The sequence below is a fragment of the Streptomyces globisporus genome (genome assembly GCF_003501885.1).
Classification (GTDB): domain Bacteria; phylum Actinomycetota; class Actinomycetes; order Streptomycetales; family Streptomycetaceae; genus Streptomyces; species Streptomyces globisporus_D.
Genome location: NZ_QWFA01000090.1, coordinates 1 through 25,667, shown reverse-complemented (window position 1 = coordinate 25,667; position 25,667 = coordinate 1). Strand labels below are relative to the sequence as shown.

Below are 25,667 nucleotides of genomic sequence, written 5' to 3'. Positions count from 1 at the left end.
GGCCGGTGGGGGAGGGTGGTGCGGGAACGGTGATGCGGGCGGCCTTCTCCCTCAAGGTGGACGTACTCCGGATGACGATGGTGTCCTTCGCGACCCAGTCGGCCAGCAGGGTACGTTCCGCGTCGAGCACGAGCTGGTAGCCGTCCTTGGGGTACCAGTACGGTCGTGGGCGCTTCACCTCGGCCAGCGGCGGATCGACAGCCTCGGCTGTCACGGAGTGGACCTGCAGGCTCGCGCCCTCGTCCACGAGGCTGATCTGCTTCTTGCCGTCCGCGCTGAGTTTCTGCTCGCTCACCTCCAGCACGTTCGGCTCGGTGGGCAGTTCGACATAGTTGATCAACGAGTCGCTGCTTCCGGCCACGAGAATCCTGCCCCGGTCGGACACCAGGTCCTCCGATGATTCCGTGACGCCGTCGAGCTGCGCGGACTGGCTGACCAGCTCGGACCGGGACAGGTCGACCAGGGAAAGGCTCGTGTTGTCGGCCGTGGCGATGCGGCGTCCGGCCAGGTCTATGCTCCGCATCGTGCAGGTGGCGTGGTCGCCGTGGGCGTACCGGCCCAGCTGGGCTCCGTCCGAGATCCGCCGAAGGGTGATCGTCATGCCCGCATCGCCGTTGCGGCAGCTCGCCGCAGCCTTCCGGTCTCCCGAGACAAGGATCTGGTCGGCGGCGCGGGCGACGGTCCGCGCCTTCCCGGTGGCCCGGTCGATCTCGATCAGTCCGGCGTCCGTCCGGTTCCCGTCGTAGGCGGAGGTCTCCACCAGCAGGGTCCGGCCGTCGGGGCCGATCCACAGCTTCTCGCCCGCCTCCGCCGGCAGGGGCACCCGGGCCCCGGCGGTGTCACGGTCCAGGTCCCACCACACCAGCTCGTCCTTGGTCCGGGCGGCGATCATCCGTCCGTCCAGGGACATCGCGAACCCGCTGCCGGGCGCATAGGGGTAATACAGCAGGTCCTTCGCCGGGGGTAGTTCATGAACCGGGCCGATGATCCGGTCGGCGTCCGGCCGCACCTCGAACCAGCCGGCCGACCCGTCGTCACCGATGAAAGCGGCGCGGCTGCCGTCGGCCGAGACCATCACCATGGACACCGCCTTGCGGGAGAAGTGCTCGACGCGCATGCCGTCGGTGAGGGAGTTCACGAACAGCGTCGCGCGGCCCAGGGCCGAGCGGGCGAAGACGACGTCTCCGTCCCGGCTCGTCCGGAACTGCCGGACCGTACCGAGCAGACCCGAGAGCACGCGGGTCGATCCCGAGAGTCCGAGGTGCTGCCGCAGCAACTGGCTGCGCGCCTCCTGGGTGGGTGCGGTTTCGTACGCCGCGAGTGCCAGCTTCACCGACAGCGCGGGGTCGAACTCCGCCTGGTCCTGGGAGAACTGGGTCAGGGACCGCGAGTCGGCGAGCGCCTGGCGTTCCTCGCTCTGCTCTCGGGTGTACACGAACATCCCCCCGAACAGCACCGCGAGGACGACGAGGATGCCGAAACCGGACCTGAGAGCCCGCCGCCTGCGGCTCCGCGACCGGTGATGGGCGCTTCCGAGCACGAGGAACTCGTGCTCGGAAGCGGCGATTTCTCCACCTCGGCTGTCCACCCACGGCTTGGCTGCCGCCAGGGCGTCGACACCCGGGAGCAGGTCGGGCGACCGTCCGGCAGTGGTCCAGCGGCGCATGTCGTGGCGCAGGGACTCACGCCAGACCAGGAAGGAACGGTCCTCCGCGGCCCAGTCCGCCAGCTTGTCCCAGCTGGAGATGAGCGCCTCGTGGGCCAGTTCGACCGTTTCGGTCCCTCCTGCGTCCCGGCCGGTGACGAGGAGGCGGGCGACGGCGAGGCGCTGCGCGACGCGCCACTCCCCGGCGCCGAGTTCGGTACGGGTGACGACGCGCCGGGTGACGCCTCCCGCATCTAGGGGCACCCGGATGAGCTGGGTGAACAGCCGTCGCGCCGCCGTCTCGTCGGCCTCCGGGACATGGGTGTCCCAGACTTGGACGAGGTGGTCGTGCAGGGCGCCGGCGACGCCGCCGATGTTCTCGTACGCCTCGTGGGTGAGCGCCCCGTGTGCCTCCTGCTGCTCCCGCCAGAGCTGGTCGAGGGCGAAGCCGAGCAGGGGCAACGCGCCGGGTTCGGCACCGGTGTCGGCGAGTATGCGGTCCACGAGGTGGGGCTCGTAGTGGACGCCGGGGACGGCCTCCACCGGAAGGGTGACGATGTCGCGCAGCCGGCCGGTGCTCATCGGGCCGAGGGCGTAGGCCCGCTGCTTGTCGAAGGCATGGCCCAGCCCCGGGTGGTCGAGAACCATGCCGAGGAAATCGGCCCGGAGCGTGGTCAGGATCCGGACCGTGTCCGGCAGATCCTCGTCGAACAGCACAGCAGCCAGCTCGTCGACGGCTGTCGCATTGCGCGCGAGCAGTTCCTCGAACTGGTCGATCACGATGAGCAGTCGGCGCGTCCCCTGCCGGTCGAGCAGCAGGGGGACGACGTCGGCCAGTGCTCGCTCACCGGTCAGCGCCCGGCCGAGCGCCGGGGCGCGGTCCAGCCGCTCGGTCCCGGACAGGCCGGGCTCCAGCAACGCCAGCAGTTTCTGGGCCAGTCGGGCGACGGGGCTGCTGCCCGCCGAGGGGCGCAGCACGATCACCGACGTGCCGTCCGGGCGAAGTCTCGGCACGACTCCGGCGCGGGCCAGGGAAGACTTGCCCGAGCCGGAGGGGCCCACGATCGCGGTCCAGCGTTCCCGGGCGACCATGCCGGCGACCCACTCGGACTCCGCCCCGCGGCCGTGGAAGAGGGCGGCGTCGCTCTCCTGGAACGCCGCCAGCGGCCGGAACGGCGACGGCGGCAGCACCAGGGGCCGCAGATCGGGCCAGGCATCCAGCAGACCGGCCGTCGGGATCAGATAGCTCGCCGGGGGTTCGCCCTTCTCCGCCACCACCATCATGCCGACGACGCCTCTGAGTTCGTCGTCCCACACCGGGCTGCCGCTGAAGCCGCCGGACACCCGGTAACCGCCCTCGGCCAGGTCGGCCTGAACCCATCCGTGCGCCTGACGCGCGCGGAGCAGGGCCGCGTGCCACACGCCCCCGGGGCGTCCCGCCGGGAACCCGAAGACCCGCGCGGAGTGCTTCCACACGTCCGGTTCATCCACCAGCCGGATGGGCCGGCTGCCCCGCACCACGGTCTCCAGGCGCAGCACGGCCACGTCTCCGGCGCCGGACGGCTGGGGCGGGACCCAGTGCTCGACGGTCGCCGTGATCGGCGGCGCGCTGTCCGGCCCGCCGGTGGCCGGGGCCCGCAACAGCGGGAGCGTGACCTCGATCCGGGCGTCGGCTGCGGGCTCGGTGCCGTGGTCCGTGCCAAGGGCTATGTTGACGACATGGGCGCAGGTCAGGGCCAGCTCATGGGTGACCAGGAACCCCAGCCCGACCGGCTCGCCCCGCTGGTTGCGGACCTGAAGCACCGCCGCTTCGAGGGCCTCGGTGCGTGCGCCCGACGCCGTCACGCCGCCGCCCCGCCGGCCGGGCCGCCGTCCGGATCGGCCGTCGGGCTCAGGCCGGGCTCGACGCTGATCTCGTTGGGTCCGTCGACCGCGACCCGCACCCTTATCACTTCCGTCCGCCCGTCGGCCCCACTGACCGGCAGTTCCACGACATAGGTCACGCATCCTCTTCGTCCGCACCAGCACGGCGCCGGCGCCGCTGTCACACGGCCTCTGCATCCGGGTCTACCCGGCACCGCGCAGGCGTTACCCACTCCGGATGTGATGCTCCGGTGCCGTGGGGACGGCTTCCCCCCCCGGCCCGGCACCCGGCGGACCGCTTGCGCGGTTCGGGCCGCAGCGCGACAAGCTTCTCCGGGCCCTCCAGCCGGCCCGGGCGGGCTCAGCGGCTGAGCCGCCCGAACGCCCCCCGGTGGAACAGCAGCGGCTCGCCGTCCTCCGCCGCGCCCAGCGCCTCCACCCGGCCCACCACGATGAGGTGGTCGCCGCCGGTGTGGACGGCGTGGATGCGGCAGTCGATCCAGGCGGGCACGGCGTCCAGCTGCGGTGACCCGGTCGCCGGGGCTTCCCCGTACGCCACGCCCGCGAACTTGTCCGCCCCGCTCACCGCGAACCCCCGGCACAGCGCGCCCTGCTCGGCCCCGAGGATGTTCACGCAGAACACCCCGGCGCGGGCGATCCGCGGCCAGGTCGTCGACGTACGGGCGACCATGAAGGACACCAGCGGCGGGTCCAGCGAGAGCGAGGCGAAGGACTGGCAGGCGAAGCCCGTCGGGCCGTCCGCGTCGCGGGCGGTGACCACGGTGACGCCGCTGGCGAAGTGGCCCAGCACGCGCCGGAACTCGGCCGGTGCGATCGGCAGTCGCTCGTCGTCCCGGACCGCCCGCAGATCCGGGCGGGGCAGCACCTCCGGCAGTGTGTCCGGTGCGGCTTTCGTGGCGGCGCCGACGGACCTGAGGTACCGGACGGCGGTGGCGGCCATGCCTGCGTGTCCCATCACGCACTCCATTAAAACTGACAGGTCGTCAGATGTGAAGTCACGGGGTTCAGCGGCCCTCGTACTTCGGCGATCGGCGCTCGACGAAGGACGCCACACCCTCGTTGGCGTCCCGTGTGGTCATGTTGATCTCCTGGGCCGCCGCCTCGGCTGCGAACGCCGTGGCCCGGTCGCCGTCCAGCGAGGCGTTCACCAGCTGCTTGGTCAGGGCGACGGCCCGGGTGGGCCCCGCCGCCAGCCGGCCCGCCCACTCCTTGGCCAGGGCCTCCAACTCCCCGGCCGGGACCGCACGGTTGACCAGGCCCAGCCGCTCCGCGTCCGCCGCGGTGAGGGCGTCGCCGAAGAACATCAGCTCCTTCGCCCGCTGCGGGCCCACCAGCCGGGGCAGCAGATACGCGCCGCCGCCGTCCGGGACGAGTCCCCGGCGTACGAAGACCTCGATGAACGTCGCCGTGTCGGCCGCCAGGACCAGGTCGCAGGCGAGCGCCAGATGCGCGCCGATCCCGGCCGCCGTGCCGTTGACGGCGGCGATCACCGGCTTCTCGCAGTCCAGGACGGCCGCGATCAGCCGCTGCGCGCCCAGCCGGATCGTCCGGGCGACGTCCCCGGGGACCCGTTCGCGGGCCGGGGCCGGAGTGCCGCGCAGATCGGCCCCCGCGCAGAAGCCCCGGCCGGCGGCGGTGAGCACGACGGCCCTGACGGCGGGGTCGGCGGAGGCCTCGGCCAGCAGGGCGATGACCCGCTCCCGCTGGTCCCAGGTCACGGCGTTCATGGCCTCGGGCCGGTTGAGGGTGATCCATGAGACGCCGCCGTCGAGGGCGTGCAGCACGGTGGCCGCTGCGGGGGCGGGGGCCACCGTCGGGCCGGGACGCCCGTCCTCCACGCGTACGTCGATGCCGGTCGTGGCCGCGGGGCCGAGGCCGCCCGGGCCCGCCGCCTCCGGTCCGGCGTCCGGTGCGCCCGTACGCGCGTGCTCGTCCGGCCCGGCACCCGCCTCCCCGCTCACCGGCACACCGCCAGCGCGTCCAGGGCCACCGCGCCCTGGCCCCGGCCCAGCACCACCAGCGGGTTGATGTCCAGCTCGGTCAGGTCGTCGCCCAGCTCCAGGGCCATGCGCTGGACCCGCAGCACCACCTCCACCAGGGCGTCCACATCGACCGGGGCCCCGCCGCGCACCCCCTCCAGCAGCGCCCGGCCGCGCAGTTCGCCGAGCATGTCCCGGGCGTCCCGCTCCCCGAACGGCGGTACCCGGACCGCCGCGTCGTGCAGCACCTCCACCAGGACCCCGCCGAGCCCCACCGTGACCGTCGGGCCGAAGAGGGCGTCGTGGGTGACCCCGACCATCATCTCGACGCCCCGGTCGATCATCTGGCAGACCAGGATGCCGTCCAGGTCCACCGATTCGTACCGGGCGATGTCGGTCAGCTCGCGGTAGGCGTCCCGGACCTGGCTGGCCGAGGTGAGGCCGACCTTCACCAGACCCAGCTCCGTCTTGTGGGCCAGCCGTGGCCCGGACGCCTTCATCACCACCGGGTAGCCGACCGGCCCGGCGGCCCGTACGGCACCGGCCGCGCTGGTCACCAGCTGCTCGCGCGGCACCCGGATCCCGTACGCCCGCAGCAGCTGCTTCGCGGCGTGCTCGCTGAGCTGCTGGCCCGGCCGAAGCAGGCCTTGCGCCTTGCGGAAGGAGGGCGACGGGGTGCGCGGGGCGTCCTCGAAGGGGGAGCGGTAGCGGTCGGTGAAGCGGTGGTGGTCCAGGTAGGCCTTCACGGCGGTGACGCAGTTGCGTGCCGTACGGAAGGTGGCGAGGCGCGAGGAGCCCAGCAGGGTCGTGCGGTAGGCGTCCTCGGTGCCGACGGGGGAGCCCCAGACAACGCAGACCAGCTTGTCGGTGGCCTCCGCAGCGTCCGCCAGGTCCTGGGCGAGCCGGTCGCTCATCGGCGGGAACGGGCCGGTGATCGGACAGATCAGCACCCCGACCGACGGGTCGGCGAGGATCGCGTCGATGATCTTCCGGCCGCGCCAGTCGCCGACCGGGTGACCGCCGTTGTCGATCGGGTTGGCGACGTTCAGGTACTCCGGTATCCAGGTGTGCAGTTCGGCCTGCTTCTCCGGTGACAGGGCGGGCAGCGTGAGCCCCGCCGCCGTCGCGAGGTCCGCGAAGTGCGCGCCGGTGCCGCCGGAGATGGAGCAGACGGCCACCCCCTCGGCCTTGGGCGGACGGGCCCGGGCCAACAGGGCTGCGGTGTCCTGGAGTTCGTCCAGGCCGTCCACCCGGACCACCCCGAACTGCCGCATCGCCGCGTCCACCACCTGGTCCGCCCCGGTCAGCTTCCCGGTGTGCGAGGCGGCGGCCTCGGTCCCGGCCTCGGTACGGCCCACCTTCACGGCGACGACCGGGACCTTCGCGCGGGCGGCCCGGTCGGCGGCGAGCAGGAAGGAGCGGCCGTCCTTGAGCCCCTCGACGTAACAGGCGACCGCCCCGACCTCGGGGAGCTGGGCGAAGTACGCCAGGAAGTCGGCGGTCTCCAGATCGGCCTCGTTGCCCGTGGGGGCCCAGTGCGAGAGCCGGATCCCCAGCTCCTGGAGGGCGTGGAGCGGGCGGCCCTGGTGCCCGGACTGGGTGATCAGGGCGATGGCGGGGCCCTCCAGGTCGTCCCGGAACCGCTCGAAGGCGTTCAGGTTGGTGTTCGGCCCGAGCAGCCGCAGCCCGGACCGTTCCACGGCCGCCGCCAGCCGGGCCTGGGCGGCGGCGCCCGCCTCCCCGGTCTCGGCGAACCCGGAGGCGAAGGCCACGGCGAACGGCACCTTGGCCTCGCCCAGCTCCTCGATCACCGGGAGCGGGTCCGCGACCAGCAGGACCGCGAGGTCGACCGGTTCGGGCAGCTCGGCGACCGAGGGCACGCACTCCCGGCCGAACACGGCGGTCCGGGTCGGGTGCACCGGGTGCAGCCGGGCCCCGACCCGTTCGGCCCAGGCGATCAGCTGCCGGGTGATGCCGGTGTTGGGGCGGCCCTCGGCGTCCGATGCGCCGACGACGGCCACCGAGCGGGGCCGGAAGAAGCGGTCCAGGTCGGGCACGGCCAGGTGCAGCGGACGCCCGCTGACGTCGAGGCCGCCCTGCCGTGTGGCGGTGGGCAGGCTGACGACGGCGGCGTGCGGCTCCTCGCCGCAGGCCACCACCCGGGCACGGAAGTCGGTGGTGAGGGTGCCGTGAGTCGATCCAAGCATCGTTCCGCCCACTCCTGCTCGATGGCCCGCCGGGGAACGGGCGGGGCCGGCCAATTAACTGACGCCCTGTCAGGTTACTGAACTGACGCTTCGTCAGGAATGGGCGTGCAGGCAAAGGCTCGCACGGTCACGCAGGGCGAACCCGTGGCGCAGGGTCGGTGGCGGTGGCGCCTCGCTCTCCGCGCCCGGCGGCCGGTGCCGGACGCTCGGACATCCCTCCCGGACGCTGAGCCATGGGCGGGGACCGCCCCGCCGCGTGAGGCTGGTGCCATGACTCAGACAGACGCGACCGCAGCAGCGACCTCCGTGCAGGGACCCGTACTCGTGACCGGCGGCACCGGCAAGACCGGCCGCCGGGTGGTGGCCCGCCTCCGTGAGCTGGGGGTGGAGACCCGGGCGGCCTCGCGGTCCGGGGAGACCCCGTTCGACTGGGCGGACCCCACCACCTGGCAGGCCGCCCTGGACGGCGTCACCGCCGTCTACATCACCCCGCTCGACGCCTCGCCCTCCCCGACCCCCGCCTTCGTCGAGCAGGCCGTCGCGAGCGGGGTGCGGCGGCTGGTGCTGCTCTCGGCCCGGGGGACGGACGTGCCCGGTTACTTCGGCCCCGCCTACGAGGACGGCGGACCGCACGGCGAGGGGGAGCGGGCCGTCCGCGCCTCGGGGGTGACCTGGACGATCCTGCGGCCCGGCTGGTTCTCCCAGAACTTCAGCGAGGGCGTCTTCCTCGACGGCGTACGCGACGGGGAACTGGCCCTGCCCACCGGGGACGGGAAGGCCGCGTTCATCGACGCCGACGACATCGCGGACGTGGCCGTCGCCGCGCTCACCGAGGACCGTCACGCGGGCGAGGAGTACGGGCTCTCGGGCCCGCGCGCGCTCGGTATCGCCGACGTCCTGGACGAGATCGCGAAGGAGACCGGGAAGCGCGCCGCGTACGTCCCCGTCGACGCCTCCGCCTTCCGGGCCGGGCTCACCGCCCAGGGCTTCACCGACTGGGAAGCCGACCTCTGGACCGACGCGCTGGACCCGATCACCACGAGCCGGGAGGCACCCGTCCTGGACGGCGTACGCCGGGCACTCGGACGGGAGCCGCGCGACTTCGCCGACTTCGTCCGGGACGCGGCGGCGCAGGGGGTCTGGGGCTGACGCCCGGGGCCGGGGCTCGGAGGTCGGGCTCGCTCCGGAGTGGCCCGGCCTTCGGGCCGAGCCCCCGGGCCGGGCCTTCTTCGGAAGAGGTCCCCCGGAAGGGGCCCCGGCCCGCCCCCGCGCTCGGCCGCCGGCTCACCCCGCCGGCGCCGCCGCGTCCACCGGCCCGGACGCCAGGGCCTCCCGCCGGAACGCGCTCGGGCTCTCGCCGCGCACCCGCTTGAACGCCGCGCTGAACCCGAACGCGTCCGCGTAGCCGACCCGGCGGGCCACGGCCGCCACGGTCAGCTCGGGGTGGGTCAGCAGGTCGGCGGCGAGCGTCATCCGCCACTCGGTCAGATACGCCACCGGGCCGTCCCCGACGAGCTCGGTGAACCGCTTCGCCAGGGTCGTCCGCGACACCCCCGCCAGGCTCGCCAGCTCCGCCGTCGTCCAGGGGTGCGCCGGGTCCTCGTGCATCGCCCGCAGGGCCGGGCCCGCGACCTCGTCGCCGAGCGCCCCGTACCACCCCGGCGGGCTCGCCTCGGGCCGGTCGAACCAGTCCCGCAGCGTGCACACCAGCATCCAGTCCAGCAGCCGGTCCAGCACGATCTGGTCGCCCGGCCGGCCCCGGCCGAGCTGCGCCTCCAGGTAGTCGCGCAGCGGCGCGCAATCCTCCTCGTCGGGCACCACGAGGGCCGGGGGCAGCGCCCGCAGGAGCCGCTGGGGAAGCTGCTCCTGTACGTCGTAGGCGGCGGCCAGCAGCACGGTGGCGCAGTCGAATTCGGGGACACCGCCCGATGCGGCGCCGCTGTCCCGTGCCTGGTCCCAGCGCACCTCCCGTACGCCGCCGGCCCGCCCCGGCCCCGTACCGTCCGCCGGGTCGTCCGTGAAGACGAACGGGGCCGGACCCCGCACGATCGCGGCCTCGCCGACCTCCACCCGCAGCGGCTCACCGCCCTCCGGCACGATCCACCCCGCGCCCCGGAGCGGCAGGCACAGGGTCAGATACGCCCCGTCGGTGAACCGCAGCGACCAGGGTGCGCACAGCACCGAACGGCCGAACACCGCCCCCCGGCCCCGCACGCCCCGCAACAGCTCGTCGAACACGTCCATGACGCCCAGCCTAGGCAGAGGCGGCCCGTTCCGGACGGGCACCTGTCGGCGGGGCCGGTATCGGCAGGGCCAGGCCCCTCAGCGGTGACTCAGCACATTGACCACCCGGCCGTCGGGGTCCCGGACGAAGAACCTCCGTACGCCCCACTCCTCGTCCTGGAGCGGGTGGACGATCTCCGCGCCGCTCTCCCGTACGACGGCGTACACCGCGTCCACGTCGTCCACCTCCACGCTCAGGTCGGGGACGACCGGGCCGGTCAGGTCGTGGGTCAGGAAACTGACCTGCTCCTGCGGGCCGGACGGCGAGGCGACGGTCGTGATCCAGCCGAGGTTCATGACCTCCTCGAAGCCGAGCAGGCCGTAGAAGTCGCGGTTCTCCTCGACCGCCTCCGTCCGGAGGTTGGGTACGACACGGCGAACGGTCATCATCGGCTCCTCGGAGAAAGGACTTCTGTCAGGTTGACGCGGCCGTCGCGGACTTCGAGAGCGCTCGGCACCGGGTCCTCGCAGGCACGGTAGTGCCCCAGCCGGACCGTGCCGTCCTCCCGCCGCAGGGTGTCGTGCACGTGCTCGGCGAGCCAGCGGAGCAGCGCCCCGACCTCCTCCGCCTCGTCCGGGTGGATCTCGGTGCGGGAGGTGAGCGCCCAGCCGCCGCCGGGGAGGCCGTCGCGGGCGACCAGGGCCGAGCAGAGCGCGCCCGTCGTCCGCCACGCCGGTCCGCTGCCGGCCAGCAGCGGGCGGGGCTTGTTCTCGATCCGCGGGACCCCGTCGTCGTCGACCACCACGCACGGGAAGTCCGTCACGACGGTGAGGCGTCCGGGCTGCGGGCCGAGCCCCAGGTGCCAGTGCAGCTCGGCCAGGTGCTGCTCCGACAGCCCGTCGCGCAGGTCGACCGTCACGGTCAGCTCATGGATGTCGCTCATGGGTCCGGACCCTAAGGGCTGTCCCGGCCGTCCCGACCGTTCAGCCCGTCCTGCCGGTCATCAACGCGGCGACCGCGCCACCCTCTTGGCGATCTTCTCCGCGTCCAGGGCCATTTCGCGCAGCATCCCGCTGATCGGGTTGGTGAAGCCGGTGAAGTAGAGCCCGGGGGCGCCCTTCGGGGACCGGCCGCCGTGGGTCACCGGGCGGCCCCGGCCGTCCAGTACGTCCAGGTGGCCGAGCAGCGGCTCCAGGGCGCGGTGGTAGCCGGTGGCGGCGATGACGGCGTCCGGGGTGATCCGGGTGCCGTCGGCCAGGACCACCGTGTCCTTGTCGAAGGAGGCGACCGTCGCCACGGGGGTCACCCGGCCCGACTTCACCGCGTCGATGAGCCCCACGTCCTGGACCGGGATCGCCCCCTCGCGGACCCGGGAGTAGAGACCGGTGGCGGGGCGCGGCAGGCCCCGGTCGGTCAGGTCGGGCACGGCGATCTTCGCCATCACGCCCCCGGCGCGGTCGACGAACCGCACCGGCAGGCGGCGGACCAGGATGCCCGTGGCCTGGGCCGGCCAGCCGGCGGTGGAGCGGCGGACGATGTGCGGGGCCGTGCGGACCGCGATGCGCACGGCGGACGCCCCGCCCTCGGCCAGGTCCGCCGCGATCTCCGCACCCGTGTTGCCGATGCCGACGACCAGGACGTCCTTCTCCGCGTACGGGGCCGGGTTCCGGTACGCCGCCGCGTGCAGCAGCTCGCCCGTGTACGTGTCGCGGCCCGGCCAGTCCGGTATGCGCGGGGTGTGGTTGAAGCCGGTCGCGACGACGACCGCGCGGCCCCGCAGAACCCGCCCGCCCGTCGCGGTGAGCTGCCAGTCGCCGGAGCCGTCGGGGGCCGGGTCGACCCGGGTCACCTCGACGCCCGTCACCACCTCCAGCTCATGGTGCTCGGTGTACTTCTCCAGGTACCGCACCACGTCGTCCCGGCCCACCCAACGCCCGAACGTCCGCGGCATCTTCAGCCCCGGCAGCGCCGACCAGCGGCGGGTGGTGTGCAGGTGCAGCCGGTCGTAGTGGCCGCGCCAGGACGCCCCGACCCGGTCCGACTTCTCCAGGACCACCGCCCGTACGCCCCGGGCGCGCAGCGCGGCCGCGGTGGCGAGGCCGCCGGGGCCGCCGCCGATGACGTAGACGGGCCGGTCGTCCGTACGGTCGGTGAGGGCGACGGCGTCGTGACTGGCTGCGGAGGACGTGCTGTTGGGCATGGTTCGGAGCGTAATCGTCCGCTCTGTTGATGGGTCTCGGTCAAGAGGGAAATCGATTGCGAATTGATCACGGGCGGTGGGATGCGGTGACGGTGCGCACCCGGTCACCTTTCGGGAACGGGGCTGCCGCCCGCCGCCGCGATGGGGGCGCTGCTGCTCTCCGCCTCCGACCTGGCCGCGATCTCGCTGCCGACGGCCGGACCGCTGCCGGTGGGCGTGGTCACCGGCGCGCTCGGTGGCGTCTGTCCGGCATGGCTGCTGAGGCGCGGGCGGCGGCGCTGGGGACGGTGCAGACCTCTTGCGTGGGCGGCCTCCGTCCGGTGAACTGACGTGCCGTCAGAAAAATTGTGAGTGGAGGGGCGATGCAGACGATCTGGCTCGGCGGAGCGGAATGGCTGGCCGTCCTGCGCATAGGCCTCGGCCTGTGGTGGCTGGAGAGCTGGCGCCACAAGGACAGGAAAGGCTGGTTCGAGCGCGGTACGGGGATCGCCTGGGCAGCAGACGTTGCGGGCAAGCACCGCTGGAGGGTGGTCCGCACAGGCTTCCGCCGGGTCGTCGAGCCCCGCCCGAAGCTGATCGCGTACGTCGTCGTCTACGCGGAACTGGCCCTGGGGCTGGGGTTGGTGACCGGCTTCCTGACCCCGGTCGCCCTGGTGGCGGGCCTCCTGCTCAACCTCCTGTACCTGGTCCTGATGATCCACGACTGGGCCGAGCAGGGGCAGAACGCGATGATGGCGCTGATCTCGCTCGTCGCCCTGTTCGCCATGGCCTGGCAGGCCTGGTCGCTGGACGCGGCGCTGGGGCTGTTCCCGTGAGCGCCGAACGAGCGGCTGCGACCCCGCGCTTCGACCTCCCGGAGCCGGACGCCTTCACCCGCCCGTACTGGGACGCGGCGGCCGAGGGGCGGCTGCTGATCCGCCGCTGCGCCGGATGTGGCCGGGCACACCACTATCCGCGCGAGTTCTGCCCGCACTGCTGGAGTGACGAGGTGAGTTGGGAGCGCGCGAGCGGGGAGGCGACGCTCTACACCTGGTCCGTCATCCACCGCAACGACCTGCCGCCGTTCGGCTCCCGCGTCCCGTACGTCGCGGCCGTCGTCGACCTCGCCGAGGGGCCCCGGATGATGACGGAGATCGTGGAGTGCGCGCACGAGGCCCTGCGCGTCGGGATGGGCCTGGCCGTCACCTTCCGGGAGGCGGGGGAAGAGGCCGTACCGGTGTTCCGGCCCCGGGGCTGAGCGGCGCGCTTCTGTGGAAGGCTGGTCGCAGCCACGATCCAGAGGCGCTAGGGGGCGGCGTGCGATTGTCGGAGGACGTCACGGGGTGGGCCTTCCTGGTGGAGGTGGGCGGGGACCGGCACGCCGGACTGGCGGTGGGGCAGGCGGGGATCGGCCCGTTCACCGGCGCCGGTCCGGGCGGCAGCCTGTTCACCCGGGCGTACGGGCGTGGGCTGGCGGCGCTCCCGTCGCTGGACGAGCTGCCGTTCGCGGAACCCGTCGACGCACGGTGGTGCGTCCACCGGGACGAGGAAGGCGTCGTCTCCGTACAGGGCCCCGGTGGGCTGGAGTTGGCCTACGACCTCGACCTGGACCTGCCGAAGGGCTGGCTGGAGACGGCGGCCGGGGCGGGCTCGCTCGTCCTGGTCGTGTCCCATGTGCTGCCCGCGGACGACGACATGGTCGCGGTGCTGACCGACGAGACCCGGCAGGGGATGGTCTGTGCGGGCCGGGTGCGGTTCGGCGAGCCCGGCCGGTCCGATGAGTCCGACCGGGCTGTCACGTTCGTCCTCGACCCGGTCTCCGCCCTGCTGGAGCTGGTGCTCCACGTACGGGACCAGGTCCTGACGCTCGACGCGGCCAAGCGGCGCGCGCGTGAGCTGGAGCGGGTGCGGCGGAGCCTGGGGGAGGCCCACGGGCTGTCCGCCGGGGCGCTGCTGGAACTGCTCGTCGCGGATGCGGTCCGGAGCCGGGGAGGGGAAGCCGATCTCCTTTACCTCTACTGGCGGTTGGTGGCCGAGGTCGCCGAGGAGTGCGGGGCGGACGCGGTCTGGCGGGAGGCGGCGCTGCGTACGGTCGAGAGCGCGGCGCCGGTGCTCGCGGGGCGGTGCGAGCGCCCGGTGTTCGAGGACGCCGAGGAGCTGTCCGGTCGCCTGATCGAGCGGTTGGAGGGCTCCCGGGAGGTCCCCCCGGACGGCTCCCCGGACCTGGCGGCGGCGCTCCTGGCGGCCGCCCGGCTGCGGCTGGCGGTCCGGGGACCGGAGGACCTGGGCGGCGACACGTACGCCGGGGAGGAAGGGACCGTGCGGGCCGCCCAGCACGTCGCGGGCCTGTACCGATCCCCGCCGTACCGGCCGTGGTTCGGCGGCACGTGGCCGTTCCGGTTCGACGCGCGGTTACGGGGCGAGGCCCGGGGCCTGCTGGTGCGGGCCGCCGAGTCGGACGAGCGCGAGGCCGGTCCCGGCAGTGCGCTGCGCCCCCCGATCCTGGCCGCGCTGGCCCAGGTGGCCGCGGAGGAGGGGGAGGACGAAGGCGGCGTGGACCGGGCGACCGCGCGGGCCGCGTTCGACGCCCTCTTCGCCGTACGAGCCGCCGCTCCGCCGGATCTGGTGCTCTTCCTGCTCCGGTCGACGGGCGACGCGCCCGCCACCTTCGTCGAGACCGTCCGGGAGAACGTGTTCGGCTCGGACGTGCCCGCCTTCCTCGCCGCGTACGGCGGAGTCGTCGCCGCCCGGACCGTGGACCAGGGCATCCACCTCGCCCGGGAACGCGGTGACCGGCGGCTCCTGCGCGCGGCACTTGACTGGGCCGACCGCTCTCCCCTCTCCCAGAGCCCCGCGCAGCGCCGCCGACACGTCGAGGCCCGGCTGCACGCGCTGCCCGACGACCCCACCGACTGCCCCGGCCCCGGCCCCCTCCCGGAGTCCTTTCCGGCCGGCTGGACCCCGGCCCAGCGCTCCGCCGCCCTCCTGCACACGGCCGCCCACGCCCGCGACCGGGGGCAGCCCGCGCTGGGCGCCGCCCTCCTGCGGCAGGCGGAACCGGGGGACAGTGCGGGCGTCAGACTGCTGACGGCGGACCTGTACCGCCTGGCGGTCGAGCGGGGCGAGCCGGTCTCCGACCGGGTGCCCTTCCCGTGGGGCCACTCCACCTACGCGGCGCTCTCCTACGCCTCGCTCAACCAGCAGGATCTGGCCCGGGCGTGCCTGCTGCCCGTCCTCCAGGACCTGCCGAACCTCAGCGGCGCGGACCTCAAGAACGCCGTGTACGCGATCATCGTCGACGTACCGAACTTCGACACCAGCGGCGCCCCCGCGCTCGGCGAGGTGCTCCGCGACCTCGTCCACGCGGCCCTGTGGCAGGTGACCCTCGGGATCGAGTCACTGCCGGTGGCCCTGGTGCTCGGCCTCCACCAGGCGGGCAAGGGGCCGGAGGCCTGGGCCTGGCGGAGGATCGACGGCCCGGTCACCCGCCCCGCGCACATCGCCAACTACCTCGCCAGACTCCGCTCCTTGGAAGGCCCCACCGCGGTCGGCGGCGCGACGGCGAACCTGCTGAACGTCCTCGACACCGACCCGGGGGAGGAGAGCCACGACGACGACCGGTTCGTCCGCAACCTGCGCCGCCGGATCTCGTCCCTCATCGACGACGAACTGCGCGCCCGCTCGGCGGCCTTCGTGGACGACCAGTACCTCTGGGCGCGCACCGGCGAACTGCTCGACGAGCGCAGCGTGCTGCTCACCTGGTTCCTGCCGACCGCCGTGAACGGAGCCGCCGTCCTTCTCGCCGTCACCCGCGAAGGCAGTGCGATCACCGTGCAGTTGGGCGAGATGCACGACGGTGGGCCGGAGAGCGCCGTGGCGTACGCCGACCGGCATCCCGTCGCCGACCTGGTCGAGGCGGTCCGCACCGAGGTCGAACGCGACCCGCTTTTCGGTGAGGTGACGCCCGAGGGCCGACGGCTGCTGACGGGGTCCGAGCTGCCGCTCGTGATGGGCGACCGGTGGGCCGCGTGGCGGGCCCAGGGCAAGGACCGTCTGCTGCTCTGGCCGCACGGCGCACTCCACTACCTGCCGGTCGCGCTCTGCTCCGTCGACGGCCGCCCGATCGCGGACGACTGGACCGTCACCACCATCGCGGGCCTCGAAGCGCTCGTCCCCACCGGCCTCCCCGCACACCCGCGCCCACGCCGTACCGCCGTCATCGCCTCGGCGACCGGTGGCGTGCCCTACGGCCTGCCCGCCGAACCCGCGCTCGACGAGCACGCCCGGGCCGTCGCCGCGGCGGTCGGAGCGGACGCGGTGACCGGCCCGGCCGCGACCCGGGCCGCGCTGCTCGCCGAGCTCGCCACCGCCGACGTGGTCCACCTCGCCGTCCACGGCACGATGGACCAGGACGCCCCGTGGCTGCACTGCCTCTACCTCACCCCGGACGAGGACGACGACGGCCGGGTCTTCGCCCACGACTTCCTCGGACTCGACCTGAGCGGCCTCCGCCTGGTCACCCTCGCCGCCTGCGAATCGGCGCTGGGCCGCTTCGACCGGGCGGACAACGTGCGCGGCGTCCCCGCCGCCCTGATCACCGCCGGAGCGCAGGCCGTCGTCGGCTGCCTGTGGGCCGTACGCCCCGAACCGGCCGCGTACTTCTTCCACCGCCTGCACCAGCGGGCCGACCTCGCCGACGCCCCCGAACGGGCGTTCCGCGAGGCGCAGACCGCCACCCGGGCGCGGTACCCCCAGTACCGCGACTGGGGGGCCTTCACCTTCCTACGGGGCCGGAGCACGGGAGCCGCCGCATGACCGAGATCCAGCTGCACGACATCGCCCTCGAACCGGAGCGCACACTCGGCTCACCGGCCGACGACGGACCGCTGCGCGGCCGGCTCACCTTCGGCTGGGACCTGCTGCCCGCCGATCACGGGAGCGCCCCCGCCGACTGGCACGCGCACGTCCGTTCCACGCCGGGCCGGGACTACCGCCACCTGCTGCTGGTGTGCTCGTTCCGCCCGGAGACCCCGCAGGCCCCGGGCACGTTCCGGCACGCCTCCCTGGCGGTCTCCCTCTCCACACCCGACCCGGCCCTGCGGCCCGTCGCCCGTCTCATCGACCCCGGCGAGCGCACCCGCCCGACGGCTGCCGGCCCCGGCACCGGACTCAGCTTCACGGTCAGCACCGGCGTCGTCGACCTGGGCGTGGAGCGGCAGCAGCCGGAGCCGGGCCCCGCCCGGGAGGAGTGGATCGTCCGCGGCCACGGGGCGTCCCAGCCGGACCCCCAGTGGGAGTTCCGCAGCCTGCGCCGGCTGCCGCTGGTGGGCGACCATCCGGTGGCCGCCCTGGTGGAGCTGGTCCCCGCCCAGGTCAACACGGCGGACGTCCTGGTCGCCGCCGAACTGGAGCACCGCAGCTGGGGCATCCGCCGCTACCGGGCCCGCCTGGGTCCCACGGCCCACGGCATCCCGCTCGGCCCCGGGGCCGCCCGGACACCGACGGCGGGCGGCCCGGGCTGATCACAGCCCCGGCGCGCCCCACACCGGGAACCACCGGGACAGGTCCTTCTCCACCCGGAGGTCGTCGCCGAGGGCGGCCCGTACCTGGACTTCCAGCTGGTTGTCCCGCTTCTCGGCATCGCCCGGCAGCGGGGCGAACGGGTAGAACGTGCCGCGCTTGTAGAGGTAGACGAGAGCCAGCGCACGCCCTTCCGCGTTCCGGAAGCCGATGAGCGAGCAGAGCAGATGGGGGCCGAAGCCGCCGTCCTGGAGCATCGTGTTGACCGCGTGCAGGTCGTTGACCAGGCCCGCCGTGTCGTCGGCAGGGTGGGCGGCCAGCAGCCAGGTGTAGCCGTACGTGTCCCGGCTGAACTCCACGGGGATCCCCCCGCGTTCCGTGTCCGCGTCCAGCAACTCCCGTACGTCCTCCTGGAGCCGGGCGAAGCCACCGCCCTCCACCCCGGCGAAGCAGACCGAGCCCCGGCCGGTCGGGGTGAAGCCCGTGGCGGCCTGGAGGGTGAGGGCGGCGGAGGGGACGGCGAAGAGCTGGTCGAGGTCGGGGCGGACCGGTTTGCTCCGGCCGAGGATCGCGTCGAGCAGGCCCACGGGCGTAACTCCTTGAAGACTCAGCGGGACAGGTCGGTGGAGATCCGGGACAGCTGGTCCAGGCGCTGTTCCAGCGTCGGGTGCGAGGAGAACAGCCGGCCCATGCTCTCCTTCGCGGAGAACGCGGGCATGAAGTAGAAGGCGTTGTACGGCTCCGCCTTCCGCAGGTCCTCCGTCGGGATGCGGGCCATCTGCCCGCTGACCTTCGTCAGGGCGGAGGCGAGCGCGGAGGGGCGGCCGGTGAGCAGCGCGGCGGCCCGGTCGGCGGAGAGTTCGCGGTAGCGGGAGAGCAGCCGGGTCAGCAGGAAGCTGATCGCGTAGACGACGGCGCTGATCAGCGGGATCAGCAGCAGCAGGATGCCTGCAGGGTCGTTGCCGGGGCGGCTGCGCGCGAAGCCGCCCCACAGGGCGATCCGGGTGATGACGCCCGCCAGTACGCCCAGGAACGAGGCGATGGTCATGACGGCCACGTCCCGGTGCGCGACATGCGACATCTCGTGGGCGAGGACCCCCTCCAGCTCCTCCGGCTCCAGCCTCCGCAGCAGGCCCGTCGTCGCGCAGACCAGGGCCGTCTTCTCGCTACGGCCGGTCGCGAACGCATTGGGCACGTCGCTGTCGGCGATGGCCACCTTCGGCTTCGGCATGTCCGCCAGCGCGCAGATGCGGTCGATGGCGCCGTGCAGCTCGGGGGCCTGCTCGGGGGTGACCTCGCGGGCGCCCATGCCGTACGCGGCGATGCGGTCGCTGAACCAGAACTGGGCGATGAACAGGCCGCCCGTGATGATCAGGATGATCGGCCAGGAGCCCCGCAGGGCCGCGAGGAGCACGCCCACGAAGACGACGTAGAGCAGACCGATCAGGAACATGGTGGTGACCATGCGGCCGGTCAGACCCCGGTCGGGGGCGTAACGCGAACGGGCCCGTGGCATCGATGCCTCCCAACAGCTCAGCTGTCTCCCATAGTGCCCCTTTACGGCGAGAACCGGATAAACGTGCTGTCTGCACCGGTCAGGGCCAGAGCAGCTCCCGCGTCCACTCGCCGCCCGCGGCGCCCGCCTCCGTCCGGCGGTAGCGCAGCCGGATGTGGCGGCGCCGGGCGTCGCCCTGGAAGAACTCGACCTCGGCCGGCTCGACCACGTACCGGGTCCAGGTCGGGGCCTCCGCGTCCGGCTCCGCCACCGCCCGGTCCCAGGCCCCGTCAGCCGTCCGGTGCAGCTCCGCCGGCGAGCCGACGACCTCGCTCTGCGCGCCGGTCAGCGCGGCGGCGAGCGCCCCGGTGGACCGGGCGTGCAGGTCGGCGTGGCTCTCGGCCGGGGTGCAGCGGACGACGGGGCCCCGGACCCGTACCTGCCGGCCTTGCGCGGGCCAGTAGAAGCCGAGCGCGGCGTGCGGGCGGGCGGCGAGCTGGTGGCCCTTGGCGCTGGTGGCGTGGGAGGCGAAATGCCAGCCCCGCTCGTCGGCGTCGTGCAGGAGCAGCGTCCGGACGTCGGGCAAACCCTCGGCGTCGGCCGTGGCCAGCGCCATGGCGTGCGGCTCGGGCTGCCCCGCCGCCACGGCCGCGGCGAACCAGGCGTGGAAGAGGGCGAGGGGCGCGGGCGGGGCCGACTCCGGATCGAAGGCGGGCAGCTCGGTGTCCCAGACGCGCTGGGCGTGCAGGAGCTCGCGGAAGGAGCGCTGGGAGGTGTCGTCGGTCATGGGGCCATTGGACCGTACGAGGCCGTCGGGCCGCGCGCGTCCGGATGCGCAGCCGCGCGGTCACCGCCGTGAGGGGGCCGAGGGCGGGACCCCTCACCGCCGCCCCAGCACCACCGTCCCCGACGAGCAGAACCAGCCGCCCGTCCCCGACGCCACCGCCAGCTCCGGCAGCCCGCCCCCGGCCCTCAGCACCTGCCGGGGCCCCGCCTCGCCGCGCAGTTGCCGTACCGCCTCCACCAGCAGGAACAGCCCGCGCATCCCGGGGTGGCAGGCGGACAGTCCGCCGCCGTCCGTGTTCACCGGGAGCTCGCCGCGCAGCCCGGTGCGGCCCTTCTCGACGAACGCGCCGCCCTCGCCCTTCGCGCAGAAACCCAGGTCCTCCAGCGTCACCAGCGTCATGTACGTGAACGCGTCGTAGATCTCGGCCAGATCGATGTCGCCCGGCCGCACCCCGGCCCGTTCGAAGGCCAGGCGGCCGGAGACGGCGGCGGGGGAGACCGTGAAGTCCTCCCACTCGGACATCGTGGCGTGCGAGGTGTGCTCCCCGGTGCCGAGGATCCACACCGGCGCCTTCGCCGTGTCCGGTACGTACTCCTCGGCGGCCAGCAGCACCGCGCAGCCCCCGTCGCTGCGGATGCAGCAGTGCAGCTTGGTGAACGGGTCCGCGATCATGGGCCCCGACAGCACGTCGTCCACGGTGATCGGGTCCCGGAACATCGCCTCCGGGTTCGCCGCCGCGTTCGCCCGCGCCGTCACCGCCACCTCGGCGAGCTGCTCCAGCGTCGTGCCGTACTCGTGCATGTGACGGCGGGCGGCCATCGCGTACTTGGCGATCAGGCTGTGCCCGTACGGCACCTCGAACTGCGCCGGCCCCCGCGCCCCGAACGACAGGTTCGACGTGCGGCGGCCGGCCTTGATGTCGGCCCGGGCCGTCGACCCGTAGACGAGGAGCACGGCCCGGGCCCGGCCCGCGGCGATGGCGTCCGCCGCGTGGGCGGCCATCACCTCCCAGGTGGCGCCGCCCACCGCCGTCGAGTCGACCCAGGTGGGCCGCAGCCCCAGATACTCGGCGACCTCGACCGGGGCCAGGGTCCCGAGCCCCGCCGAGGCGAAGCCGTCGACGGCCGAGCGGTCGAGGCCGGAGTCGGCGAGGGCGCGGCGGGCGGCCTGGGCGTGCAGGGCGTACGGCGTGGCGTCGTCGACACGGCCGCAGTCCGCGAGCGCCACGCCGACGACGGCGACCTTGCGAGGTCCGGAGGGGGACATGAATCTGACGGTACATCAGAACAAGGTCTCCGCAACCGTGCCCGCGTGACGCCTTCCTCGTCCTGCGTGCGTGCGCGACTCTGGGAATCACCGTCCCCCACACCTAATATGACGGCTCGTCAGATCAGAGGCCGTCGGCCCCTGGGTGGAAGGAGCCCGCAGATGGACGCCGCCTTCACCGCGGAACAGCACGAGATCCGCCGCACCCTGCGCGACCTGCTCGCCCGCCACACCGGACCCGACGCGATCCCCGCCGCCGTGGGTACCGCCGAGGGCTACGACCCGGCCCTGTGGCGCCGGCTCGCCGGGGATCTCGGGCTGCCGGGCCTCGCGCTCGCGGAGGAGGACGGCGGGGCCGGCTGCACGGCCACCGAGCTGGCCCTCGCCTGTGAGGAGACCGGGCGGGCGCTGCTGCCCTCACCCCTCCTCGCCACCGCCGCCCTCGCCGCACCCCTGATCGCCGCCCTCGGCACCCCGGACCAGCGGTCCGCCCTGCTGCCCCGGATCGCGGACGGGACCCTGACCGCCGCCCTCGCCCTCCCCGGCGGCTCGCTCGCCACCGCCCTCGGCCTCACCGGCGACAACCTCGACGGAACCTGGGCGGGCGGCGGCCGGGCCGGCGGTGTCCAGGCCCACGGAGAGGGGGGCGAGCAGCGGCTGTACGGGGAGGCCGGCCGGGTCCTGGACGGACACAGCGCCGGGCTGCTCCTGGTCGCCGCCCACGCCGGGGGCTATCCCCGCAGCCGTACGCAGCTGTTCCTGGTCCCCGCCGGTGCGGCCGGGCTGACCCGCACCCGGCTCACCGCCCTCGACGAGACCCGCCCCCTGGCCCGCGTCGAACTGCGGGACACCCCCGCCGAGCCGCTCGGCGCGGACGGCACCGCCGACGCGGCCGCCGCCCTCGCCGCCGTCGGGCGCACGGCCGCCGCGATCCTCGCCTCCGAAGCGGTCGGGACGGCGGCGAGCGCCCTGGAGCGCACCGTGGAGTACGTGAAGGCGCGCGAACAGTTCGGCAGGGCAATCGGCTCGTTCCAGGCCGTCAAGCACCGCCTCGCCGACCTGTACGTACGGGTCGAGGCGGCTCGCTCCGCCGCGTACCACGCCGCCCGGGACCCGGAGGCGGGGCCGCTGGCGCTCGCCCAGGCCCTGGAGGCGGCCAGGATCACCACCGGTGAGGCCGTCCAGCTGCACGGCGGCATCGGCTTCACCTGGGAGCACGAGGCGCACCGCTACCTCAAGCGGGCGGCGGGCGACGAACTGCTCTTCGGCCCGGTCCACCGGCTGCGCGACCACGCGGCGCACCGGGCCGGGCTCTTCGGGCCCGCCGCCACCGCTTCCGGGGCTGCCGGTTTGCCGCACGGGGCGGGCGTCCGGTGACCGGCGCCCGGGGTGCGCGGCTGGTCCAGCGGGTCTCCTCGACCCGGGCCTTCGCGCTGATCGCCCCGCACGTGGTTCCCGTGCTGGACCGGGCCGTGCACCGGCTCACCCGGGGCAGGGTGCTGCTCAGTGCCCGGATGCTGCCGGGGCTCGTCCTCACGGTGCCGGGGGCGCGCACGGGCCGGCCGAGGGCCACCCCGCTGGCCTGCATGCCCGAGGGGGAGTTGGAGGGCGCCTGGATCCTGGTCGGCAGCAACTTCGGCCGTCCGGGTCACCCGGCCTGGACCGCGAACCTGCTGGCCCGCGGGGGCGAGGCCGTCGTCAACTGGCGCGGCCGGGACATCCCCGTACGCGCGACCCTGCTGGAGGGCGAGGAGCGGGCCCGGGTGTGGGAGGCGGCGCTCGCGTTCTGGCCGCCGTACGCGGCGTACCAGCGGCGGGTGGAGCGGCAGATCCGGCTGTTCCGGCTGGAGCGGCGGTAGCCGAAGGAGTGGCGACCGTGGGCCTCGTCCGGGGACGCCGACGGCGGACCACCCGCAGGGGCGCGTGGGGTGGTCCGCCGTCGGTGAGACAGGACGTAGCGGGGCGGGCCTACTTCGTCGGCTTCTTGCCGGGGCCAGCATCGCCACCAGGGAGCCCGCCATCGCCGCCGGGCTGACGTCCTTGTCGACCTTGCCCTTGCTCTGGAGCTCCTTCACGGAATCCGTGAGGGAGTTGGTGACCGAGTTCAGGATCTTCATCCGGATCTTGTAGAACCGTTTGTCCCCCTCGGCCGCGCCGAGGTCGATCACGCGGAGGATCGCGTCGTTGTGCCGCCAGAAGTCGAGGAATCCTTCGACGAGTTGCTCGGAGGTGGTCCAGCCGGCCTTGCCGACCCAGGAGCGTCCGGCGACCAGTTCGGTCAGTCCGGCACCCTCCTTGGCGACTTCCTCGGCGATTTCGAGGACGGCGCCCTCCACATCGGGGAAGTACTGGTAGAAAGTCGCGGGTGAAGTCCCGGCCTTCCGGGCGACGTCGATGACTTTGACGTCCCGGTACGGCGAGGAGCTGAGCATCTCGCTGAGGCAGTCGAGCAGCTTCTGCCGCGTCGCCTGACCGCGTCGACCGGCCACGCGGCCGTCGACGGTGCGTACTTGTCCTGTCATGCCGTCAGCTTACCGAGGGGTGATGGGAGCGCGATTCGGCCGACTGCAAATGGGGAACGGCGCAGGATCGGCGGGGTGCGCGGGCGTGGGGAGCGGCGGTTTTCGGCCGCCGCCCGCGAGGGCCGCGGAGCTGGGGGTGTTACGTACGGTAAATGTTATCAACAGCCTGTGGATAACTTCGGTGGACAACTTTCGTCCACATGCTGGGCGGCCTCTTCATCAACCGGGCAAATGTTCTCTATAGGTGCATCCGCCGGCGTTCGCCGTGCGTCGGGGCGCGCGGGGCCGGAGGCGACGTTACGTTGACTGTGACGGGCGTCACGATGCCGACGTCGCTGGTGGCGTCACTGCTACGGAAGGACCCGGTCCCATGGCCGCATTCGCGCATTCCGCGCCGTGCTGGGCGGACGTGCAGCTCTCCGACCTCGAAGCGGGCAAGCGCTTCTACGGCGGGCTCTTCGGCTGGACCTTCCGGGCGGGCGACGGCATGCCCTTCGCGGACGCGCTCAGCGACGGCCGTCTGGTCGCCGCGCTCGCCGCCAAGAAGGACGGCCGGATGCCCACGGCCTGGGGCGTCTACTTCTCCACCGACGACATCCGGGCCACCGTCGCCTCGATCCGCGAGCACGGCGGCCAGATCATCACCGACCCCGTACGGGCGGGGCGCGCCGGGATCGTGGCGGAGGCGGCCGACCCCGGGGGCGCGGTCTTCGGGCTCTGGCAGCCGGAGGAGCGCGCGGGCTTCGAGAAGCAGAACGACCCCGGCTCCTTCTGCTGGACCGAGGTCTACACCCGGCAGCCGGACCGCGTGGACCCCTTCTACGAGAAGGTCTTCGGCTTCCACGGCACCGACCTGGACGAGGCGGGCCACGAGGTCTCCGACGACACCGAGGCGCTGGTCGACTTCCGGATGTGGTCCCCCGAGGGCGTCGAACCGGGCCCGGACACCGCCGTCGGCGGCCGCAGCGTCATCACGGACGCGTTCCCGGCCGAGATGCCGAGCTACTTCCTCATCTACTTCGCCGTCGCCGACTGCGACGCCGCCGCGGAACTCGCCGTACAGCTCGGCGGCCGGGTCGCCCAGCCGCCGATCGGCCCGTTCGAGGTGCTGGGACGGCTCGGGGCCGGCGGCATGGGGCTGGTCTATCTCGCCCGCTCGGCGTCCGGCCGGCGGGTGGCGATCAAGACGGTGCGGACCGAGCTCGCCGAGGACCAGCTCTTCCGGGTCCGCTTCACGCGCGAGGTCGAGGCCGCCCGCGCCGTCAGCGGGTTCTACACCGCCGCCGTGGTCGACGCCGACCCGCGGGCCGCCGTGCCCTGGCTCGCCACCGCCTATGTGCCCGCGCCCTCGCTCGAAGAGATAGTGAACGAGTGCGGTCCCATGCCGACGCAGGCCGTGCGCTGGCTGGCCGCCGGTATCGCCGAGGCCCTCCAGTCCATCCACGGCGCGGGTCTCGTCCACCGCGACCTCAAGCCGTCCAACGTCCTCGTCGTCGAGGACGGCCCCCGGGTGATCGACTTCGGTATCGCGTCCGGCGTCTCCAACACCCGCCTGACCATGACGAACGTCGCCGTCGGCACGCCCGCGTACATGTCGCCCGAACAGGCCCGGGACTCCCGCAGCGTCACCGGGGCCAGCGACATCTTCTCGCTCGGCTCCACCCTCGTCTTCGCCGCCACCGGGCATGCCCCCTTCCACGGGGCCAACCCGGTCGAGACGGTGTTCATGCTGCTGCGTGAGGGCCCCGACCTGGAAGGACTGCCGGACGACCTGCGACCGCTGATCGAGTCCTGCATGCAGATGGACGCCACCCAGCGGCCCAGCCCCGCCGACCTCCAGGCCCAGCTCGCCCCGCACCTCTTCGCCTCCGGCGGCGACGACAGCGGTACGGCGTCGGCGTGGCTGCCGTCCCGGGCCACCGCGATGATCGAGGCGCGCAGGGGCGGCCGCCCCGCCCC

General features: G+C 73.8%; 21 protein-coding genes and 1 pseudogene. 8 read left to right on the top strand and 14 right to left on the bottom strand.

The window, feature by feature from the left end; all coding sequences use genetic code 11:
- The 5 genes from D3105_RS18035 to D3105_RS18020 form a co-directional block, all read right to left on the bottom strand.
- Positions 1–3,490: trypsin-like peptidase domain-containing protein (locus D3105_RS18035; RefSeq protein ID WP_118904187.1), on the bottom strand; the 3,490-nt coding region annotated here is incomplete at its 3' end.
- Positions 3,487–3,648 (bottom strand): hypothetical protein, encoded by a 162-nt coding sequence (locus D3105_RS34615; protein ID WP_165891037.1) that lies wholly within the window; start codon positions 3,646–3,648, stop codon positions 3,487–3,489. The genes D3105_RS18035 and D3105_RS34615, both read right to left, overlap by 4 nt.
- 221 nt (positions 3,649–3,869) lie before the next feature.
- A complete protein-coding gene (locus D3105_RS18030) occupies positions 3,870–4,469 on the bottom strand; it encodes a flavin reductase family protein (RefSeq protein ID WP_118904186.1) in 600 nt (199 codons plus the stop codon).
- 64 nt (positions 4,470–4,533) lie between these two features.
- On the bottom strand, positions 4,534–5,496 hold the full coding sequence (locus D3105_RS18025; protein WP_425315744.1) for an enoyl-CoA hydratase/isomerase family protein: 963 nt from the start codon (positions 5,494–5,496) through the stop codon (positions 4,534–4,536).
- Complete coding sequence (locus D3105_RS18020; RefSeq protein WP_118904185.1) at positions 5,487–7,715, bottom strand: acetate--CoA ligase family protein; 2,229 nt, start codon at positions 7,713–7,715, stop codon at positions 5,487–5,489. Before D3105_RS18020 ends, D3105_RS18025 begins: the two co-directional genes overlap by 10 nt.
- Positions 7,716–7,985: 270 nt before the next feature.
- On the opposite strand from D3105_RS18020, the gene D3105_RS18015 reads away from it, so the two are divergent.
- Entirely contained in the window at positions 7,986–8,864 is an 879-nt protein-coding gene (locus tag D3105_RS18015) for an NAD(P)H-binding protein (protein ID WP_206272790.1), read from the top strand.
- Positions 8,865–8,999: 135 nt separating this feature from the next.
- On the opposite strand, the gene D3105_RS18010 is transcribed toward D3105_RS18015, so the two are convergent.
- The 4 genes from D3105_RS18010 to D3105_RS17995 form a co-directional block, all read right to left on the bottom strand.
- Complete coding sequence (locus D3105_RS18010; RefSeq protein ID WP_118904183.1) at positions 9,000–9,959, bottom strand: AraC family transcriptional regulator; 960 nt, start codon at positions 9,957–9,959, stop codon at positions 9,000–9,002.
- Positions 9,960–10,037: 78 nt separating this feature from the next.
- Positions 10,038–10,385 carry a VOC family protein gene (locus D3105_RS18005; protein ID WP_118904182.1) on the bottom strand — a complete coding sequence of 116 codons (348 nt, stop codon included), beginning with the start codon at positions 10,383–10,385 and terminating at the stop codon, positions 10,038–10,040.
- On the bottom strand, positions 10,385–10,882 hold the full coding sequence (locus D3105_RS18000; RefSeq protein ID WP_118904181.1) for a hypothetical protein: 498 nt from the start codon (positions 10,880–10,882) through the stop codon (positions 10,385–10,387). The genes D3105_RS18005 and D3105_RS18000 overlap by 1 nt, the downstream gene beginning before the upstream one ends.
- Positions 10,883–10,942: 60 nt before the next feature.
- Positions 10,943–12,139, bottom strand: coding sequence for a flavin-containing monooxygenase (locus tag D3105_RS17995; RefSeq protein ID WP_118904180.1), 1,197 nt, complete (start codon positions 12,137–12,139; stop codon positions 10,943–10,945).
- Positions 12,140–12,501: 362 nt separating this feature from the next.
- On the opposite strand from D3105_RS17995, the gene D3105_RS17985 reads away from it, so the two are divergent.
- The 4 genes from D3105_RS17985 to D3105_RS35735 are packed head-to-tail and all read left to right on the top strand — an operon-like array spanning position 12,502 to position 17,640.
- Positions 12,502–12,954: a DoxX family protein gene (locus tag D3105_RS17985; RefSeq protein ID WP_118904179.1), complete on the top strand. Its 453-nt coding sequence runs from the start codon at positions 12,502–12,504 to the stop codon at positions 12,952–12,954.
- Positions 12,951–13,376: a Zn-ribbon domain-containing OB-fold protein gene (locus D3105_RS17980; RefSeq protein WP_118904178.1), complete on the top strand. Its 426-nt coding sequence runs from the start codon at positions 12,951–12,953 to the stop codon at positions 13,374–13,376. The genes D3105_RS17985 and D3105_RS17980 overlap by 4 nt, the downstream gene beginning before the upstream one ends.
- A 59-nt stretch (positions 13,377–13,435) precedes the next feature.
- On the top strand, positions 13,436–16,933 hold the full coding sequence (locus D3105_RS17975) for a CHAT domain-containing protein (protein ID WP_123947580.1): 3,498 nt from the start codon (positions 13,436–13,438) through the stop codon (positions 16,931–16,933).
- Positions 16,930–17,640 (top strand): hypothetical protein, encoded by a 711-nt coding sequence (locus tag D3105_RS35735; RefSeq protein WP_118904176.1) that lies wholly within the window; start codon positions 16,930–16,932, stop codon positions 17,638–17,640. Before D3105_RS17975 ends, D3105_RS35735 begins: the two co-directional genes overlap by 4 nt.
- Here the strand turns inward: D3105_RS35735 and pspAB are convergent, their stop codons facing one another.
- The 4 genes from pspAB to D3105_RS17950 all read right to left on the bottom strand — a co-directional run bounded on the left by pspAB (position 17,641) and on the right by D3105_RS17950 (position 21,186).
- Entirely contained in the window at positions 17,641–18,225 is a 585-nt protein-coding gene (gene pspAB, locus D3105_RS17965) for a PspA-associated protein PspAB (RefSeq protein ID WP_118904175.1), read from the bottom strand. It abuts the gene before it with no gap.
- Positions 18,226–18,245: 20 nt separating this feature from the next.
- Positions 18,246–19,154, bottom strand: coding sequence for a zinc metalloprotease HtpX (htpX, locus tag D3105_RS17960; protein ID WP_118904174.1), 909 nt, complete (start codon positions 19,152–19,154; stop codon positions 18,246–18,248).
- A gap of 79 nt (positions 19,155–19,233) precedes the next feature.
- Positions 19,234–19,920, bottom strand: a complete 687-nt coding sequence (locus tag D3105_RS17955; RefSeq protein ID WP_118904173.1) for a pyridoxine/pyridoxamine 5'-phosphate oxidase — start codon at positions 19,918–19,920, stop codon at positions 19,234–19,236.
- Between the two features lie 93 nt (positions 19,921–20,013).
- Positions 20,014–21,186, bottom strand: coding sequence for a thiolase C-terminal domain-containing protein (locus tag D3105_RS17950; RefSeq protein ID WP_118904172.1), 1,173 nt, complete (start codon positions 21,184–21,186; stop codon positions 20,014–20,016).
- A 162-nt stretch (positions 21,187–21,348) separates the two neighbouring features.
- Between D3105_RS17950 and D3105_RS17945 the strand changes: the two genes are divergently transcribed.
- Positions 21,349–22,563 carry an acyl-CoA dehydrogenase family protein gene (locus D3105_RS17945; RefSeq protein ID WP_118904171.1) on the top strand — a complete coding sequence of 405 codons (1,215 nt, stop codon included), beginning with the start codon at positions 21,349–21,351 and terminating at the stop codon, positions 22,561–22,563.
- A complete protein-coding gene (locus tag D3105_RS17940; protein WP_118904170.1) occupies positions 22,560–23,045 on the top strand; it encodes a nitroreductase/quinone reductase family protein in 486 nt (161 codons plus the stop codon). The genes D3105_RS17945 and D3105_RS17940 overlap by 4 nt, the downstream gene beginning before the upstream one ends.
- A 128-nt stretch (positions 23,046–23,173) precedes the next feature.
- Here D3105_RS17940 and D3105_RS17935 read toward each other — a convergent pair.
- Positions 23,174–23,708 (bottom strand): annotated as a pseudogene (locus D3105_RS17935) (TetR family transcriptional regulator); the annotation flags it as partial.
- Positions 23,709–24,078: 370 nt separating this feature from the next.
- On the opposite strand from D3105_RS17935, the gene D3105_RS34950 reads away from it, so the two are divergent.
- Positions 24,079–25,667, top strand: a 1,589-nt coding sequence (locus D3105_RS34950; RefSeq protein WP_206272788.1) for a protein kinase domain-containing protein, incomplete at its 3' end; no start/stop codon positions are given.

Bases quoted from the DNA above. Each gene is read 5' to 3' on its own strand.
- D3105_RS18015 (WP_206272790.1), top strand. From the start codon at position 7,986: ATGACTCAGACAGACGCGACCGCAGCAGCGACCTCCGTGCAGGGACCC.
- D3105_RS17995 (WP_118904180.1), bottom strand. From the start codon at position 12,139: ATGCCCAACAGCACGTCCTCCGCAGCCAGTCACGACGCCGTCGCCCTC.
- D3105_RS17950 (WP_118904172.1), bottom strand. From the start codon at position 21,186: ATGTCCCCCTCCGGACCTCGCAAGGTCGCCGTCGTCGGCGTGGCGCTC.
- htpX (WP_118904174.1), bottom strand. From the start codon at position 19,154: ATGCCACGGGCCCGTTCGCGTTACGCCCCCGACCGGGGTCTGACCGGC.
- D3105_RS17955 (WP_118904173.1), bottom strand. From the start codon at position 19,920: ATGACCGACGACACCTCCCAGCGCTCCTTCCGCGAGCTCCTGCACGCC.
- D3105_RS18005 (WP_118904182.1), bottom strand. From the start codon at position 10,385: ATGACCGTTCGCCGTGTCGTACCCAACCTCCGGACGGAGGCGGTCGAG.
- D3105_RS18030 (WP_118904186.1), bottom strand. From the start codon at position 4,469: ATGGCCGCCACCGCCGTCCGGTACCTCAGGTCCGTCGGCGCCGCCACG.
- D3105_RS18020 (WP_118904185.1), bottom strand. From the start codon at position 7,715: ATGCTTGGATCGACTCACGGCACCCTCACCACCGACTTCCGTGCCCGG.
- D3105_RS35735 (WP_118904176.1), top strand. From the start codon at position 16,930: ATGACCGAGATCCAGCTGCACGACATCGCCCTCGAACCGGAGCGCACA.
- D3105_RS18000 (WP_118904181.1), bottom strand. From the start codon at position 10,882: ATGAGCGACATCCATGAGCTGACCGTGACGGTCGACCTGCGCGACGGG.
- D3105_RS18010 (WP_118904183.1), bottom strand. From the start codon at position 9,959: ATGGACGTGTTCGACGAGCTGTTGCGGGGCGTGCGGGGCCGGGGGGCG.
- D3105_RS17985 (WP_118904179.1), top strand. From the start codon at position 12,502: ATGCAGACGATCTGGCTCGGCGGAGCGGAATGGCTGGCCGTCCTGCGC.
- D3105_RS17945 (WP_118904171.1), top strand. From the start codon at position 21,349: ATGGACGCCGCCTTCACCGCGGAACAGCACGAGATCCGCCGCACCCTG.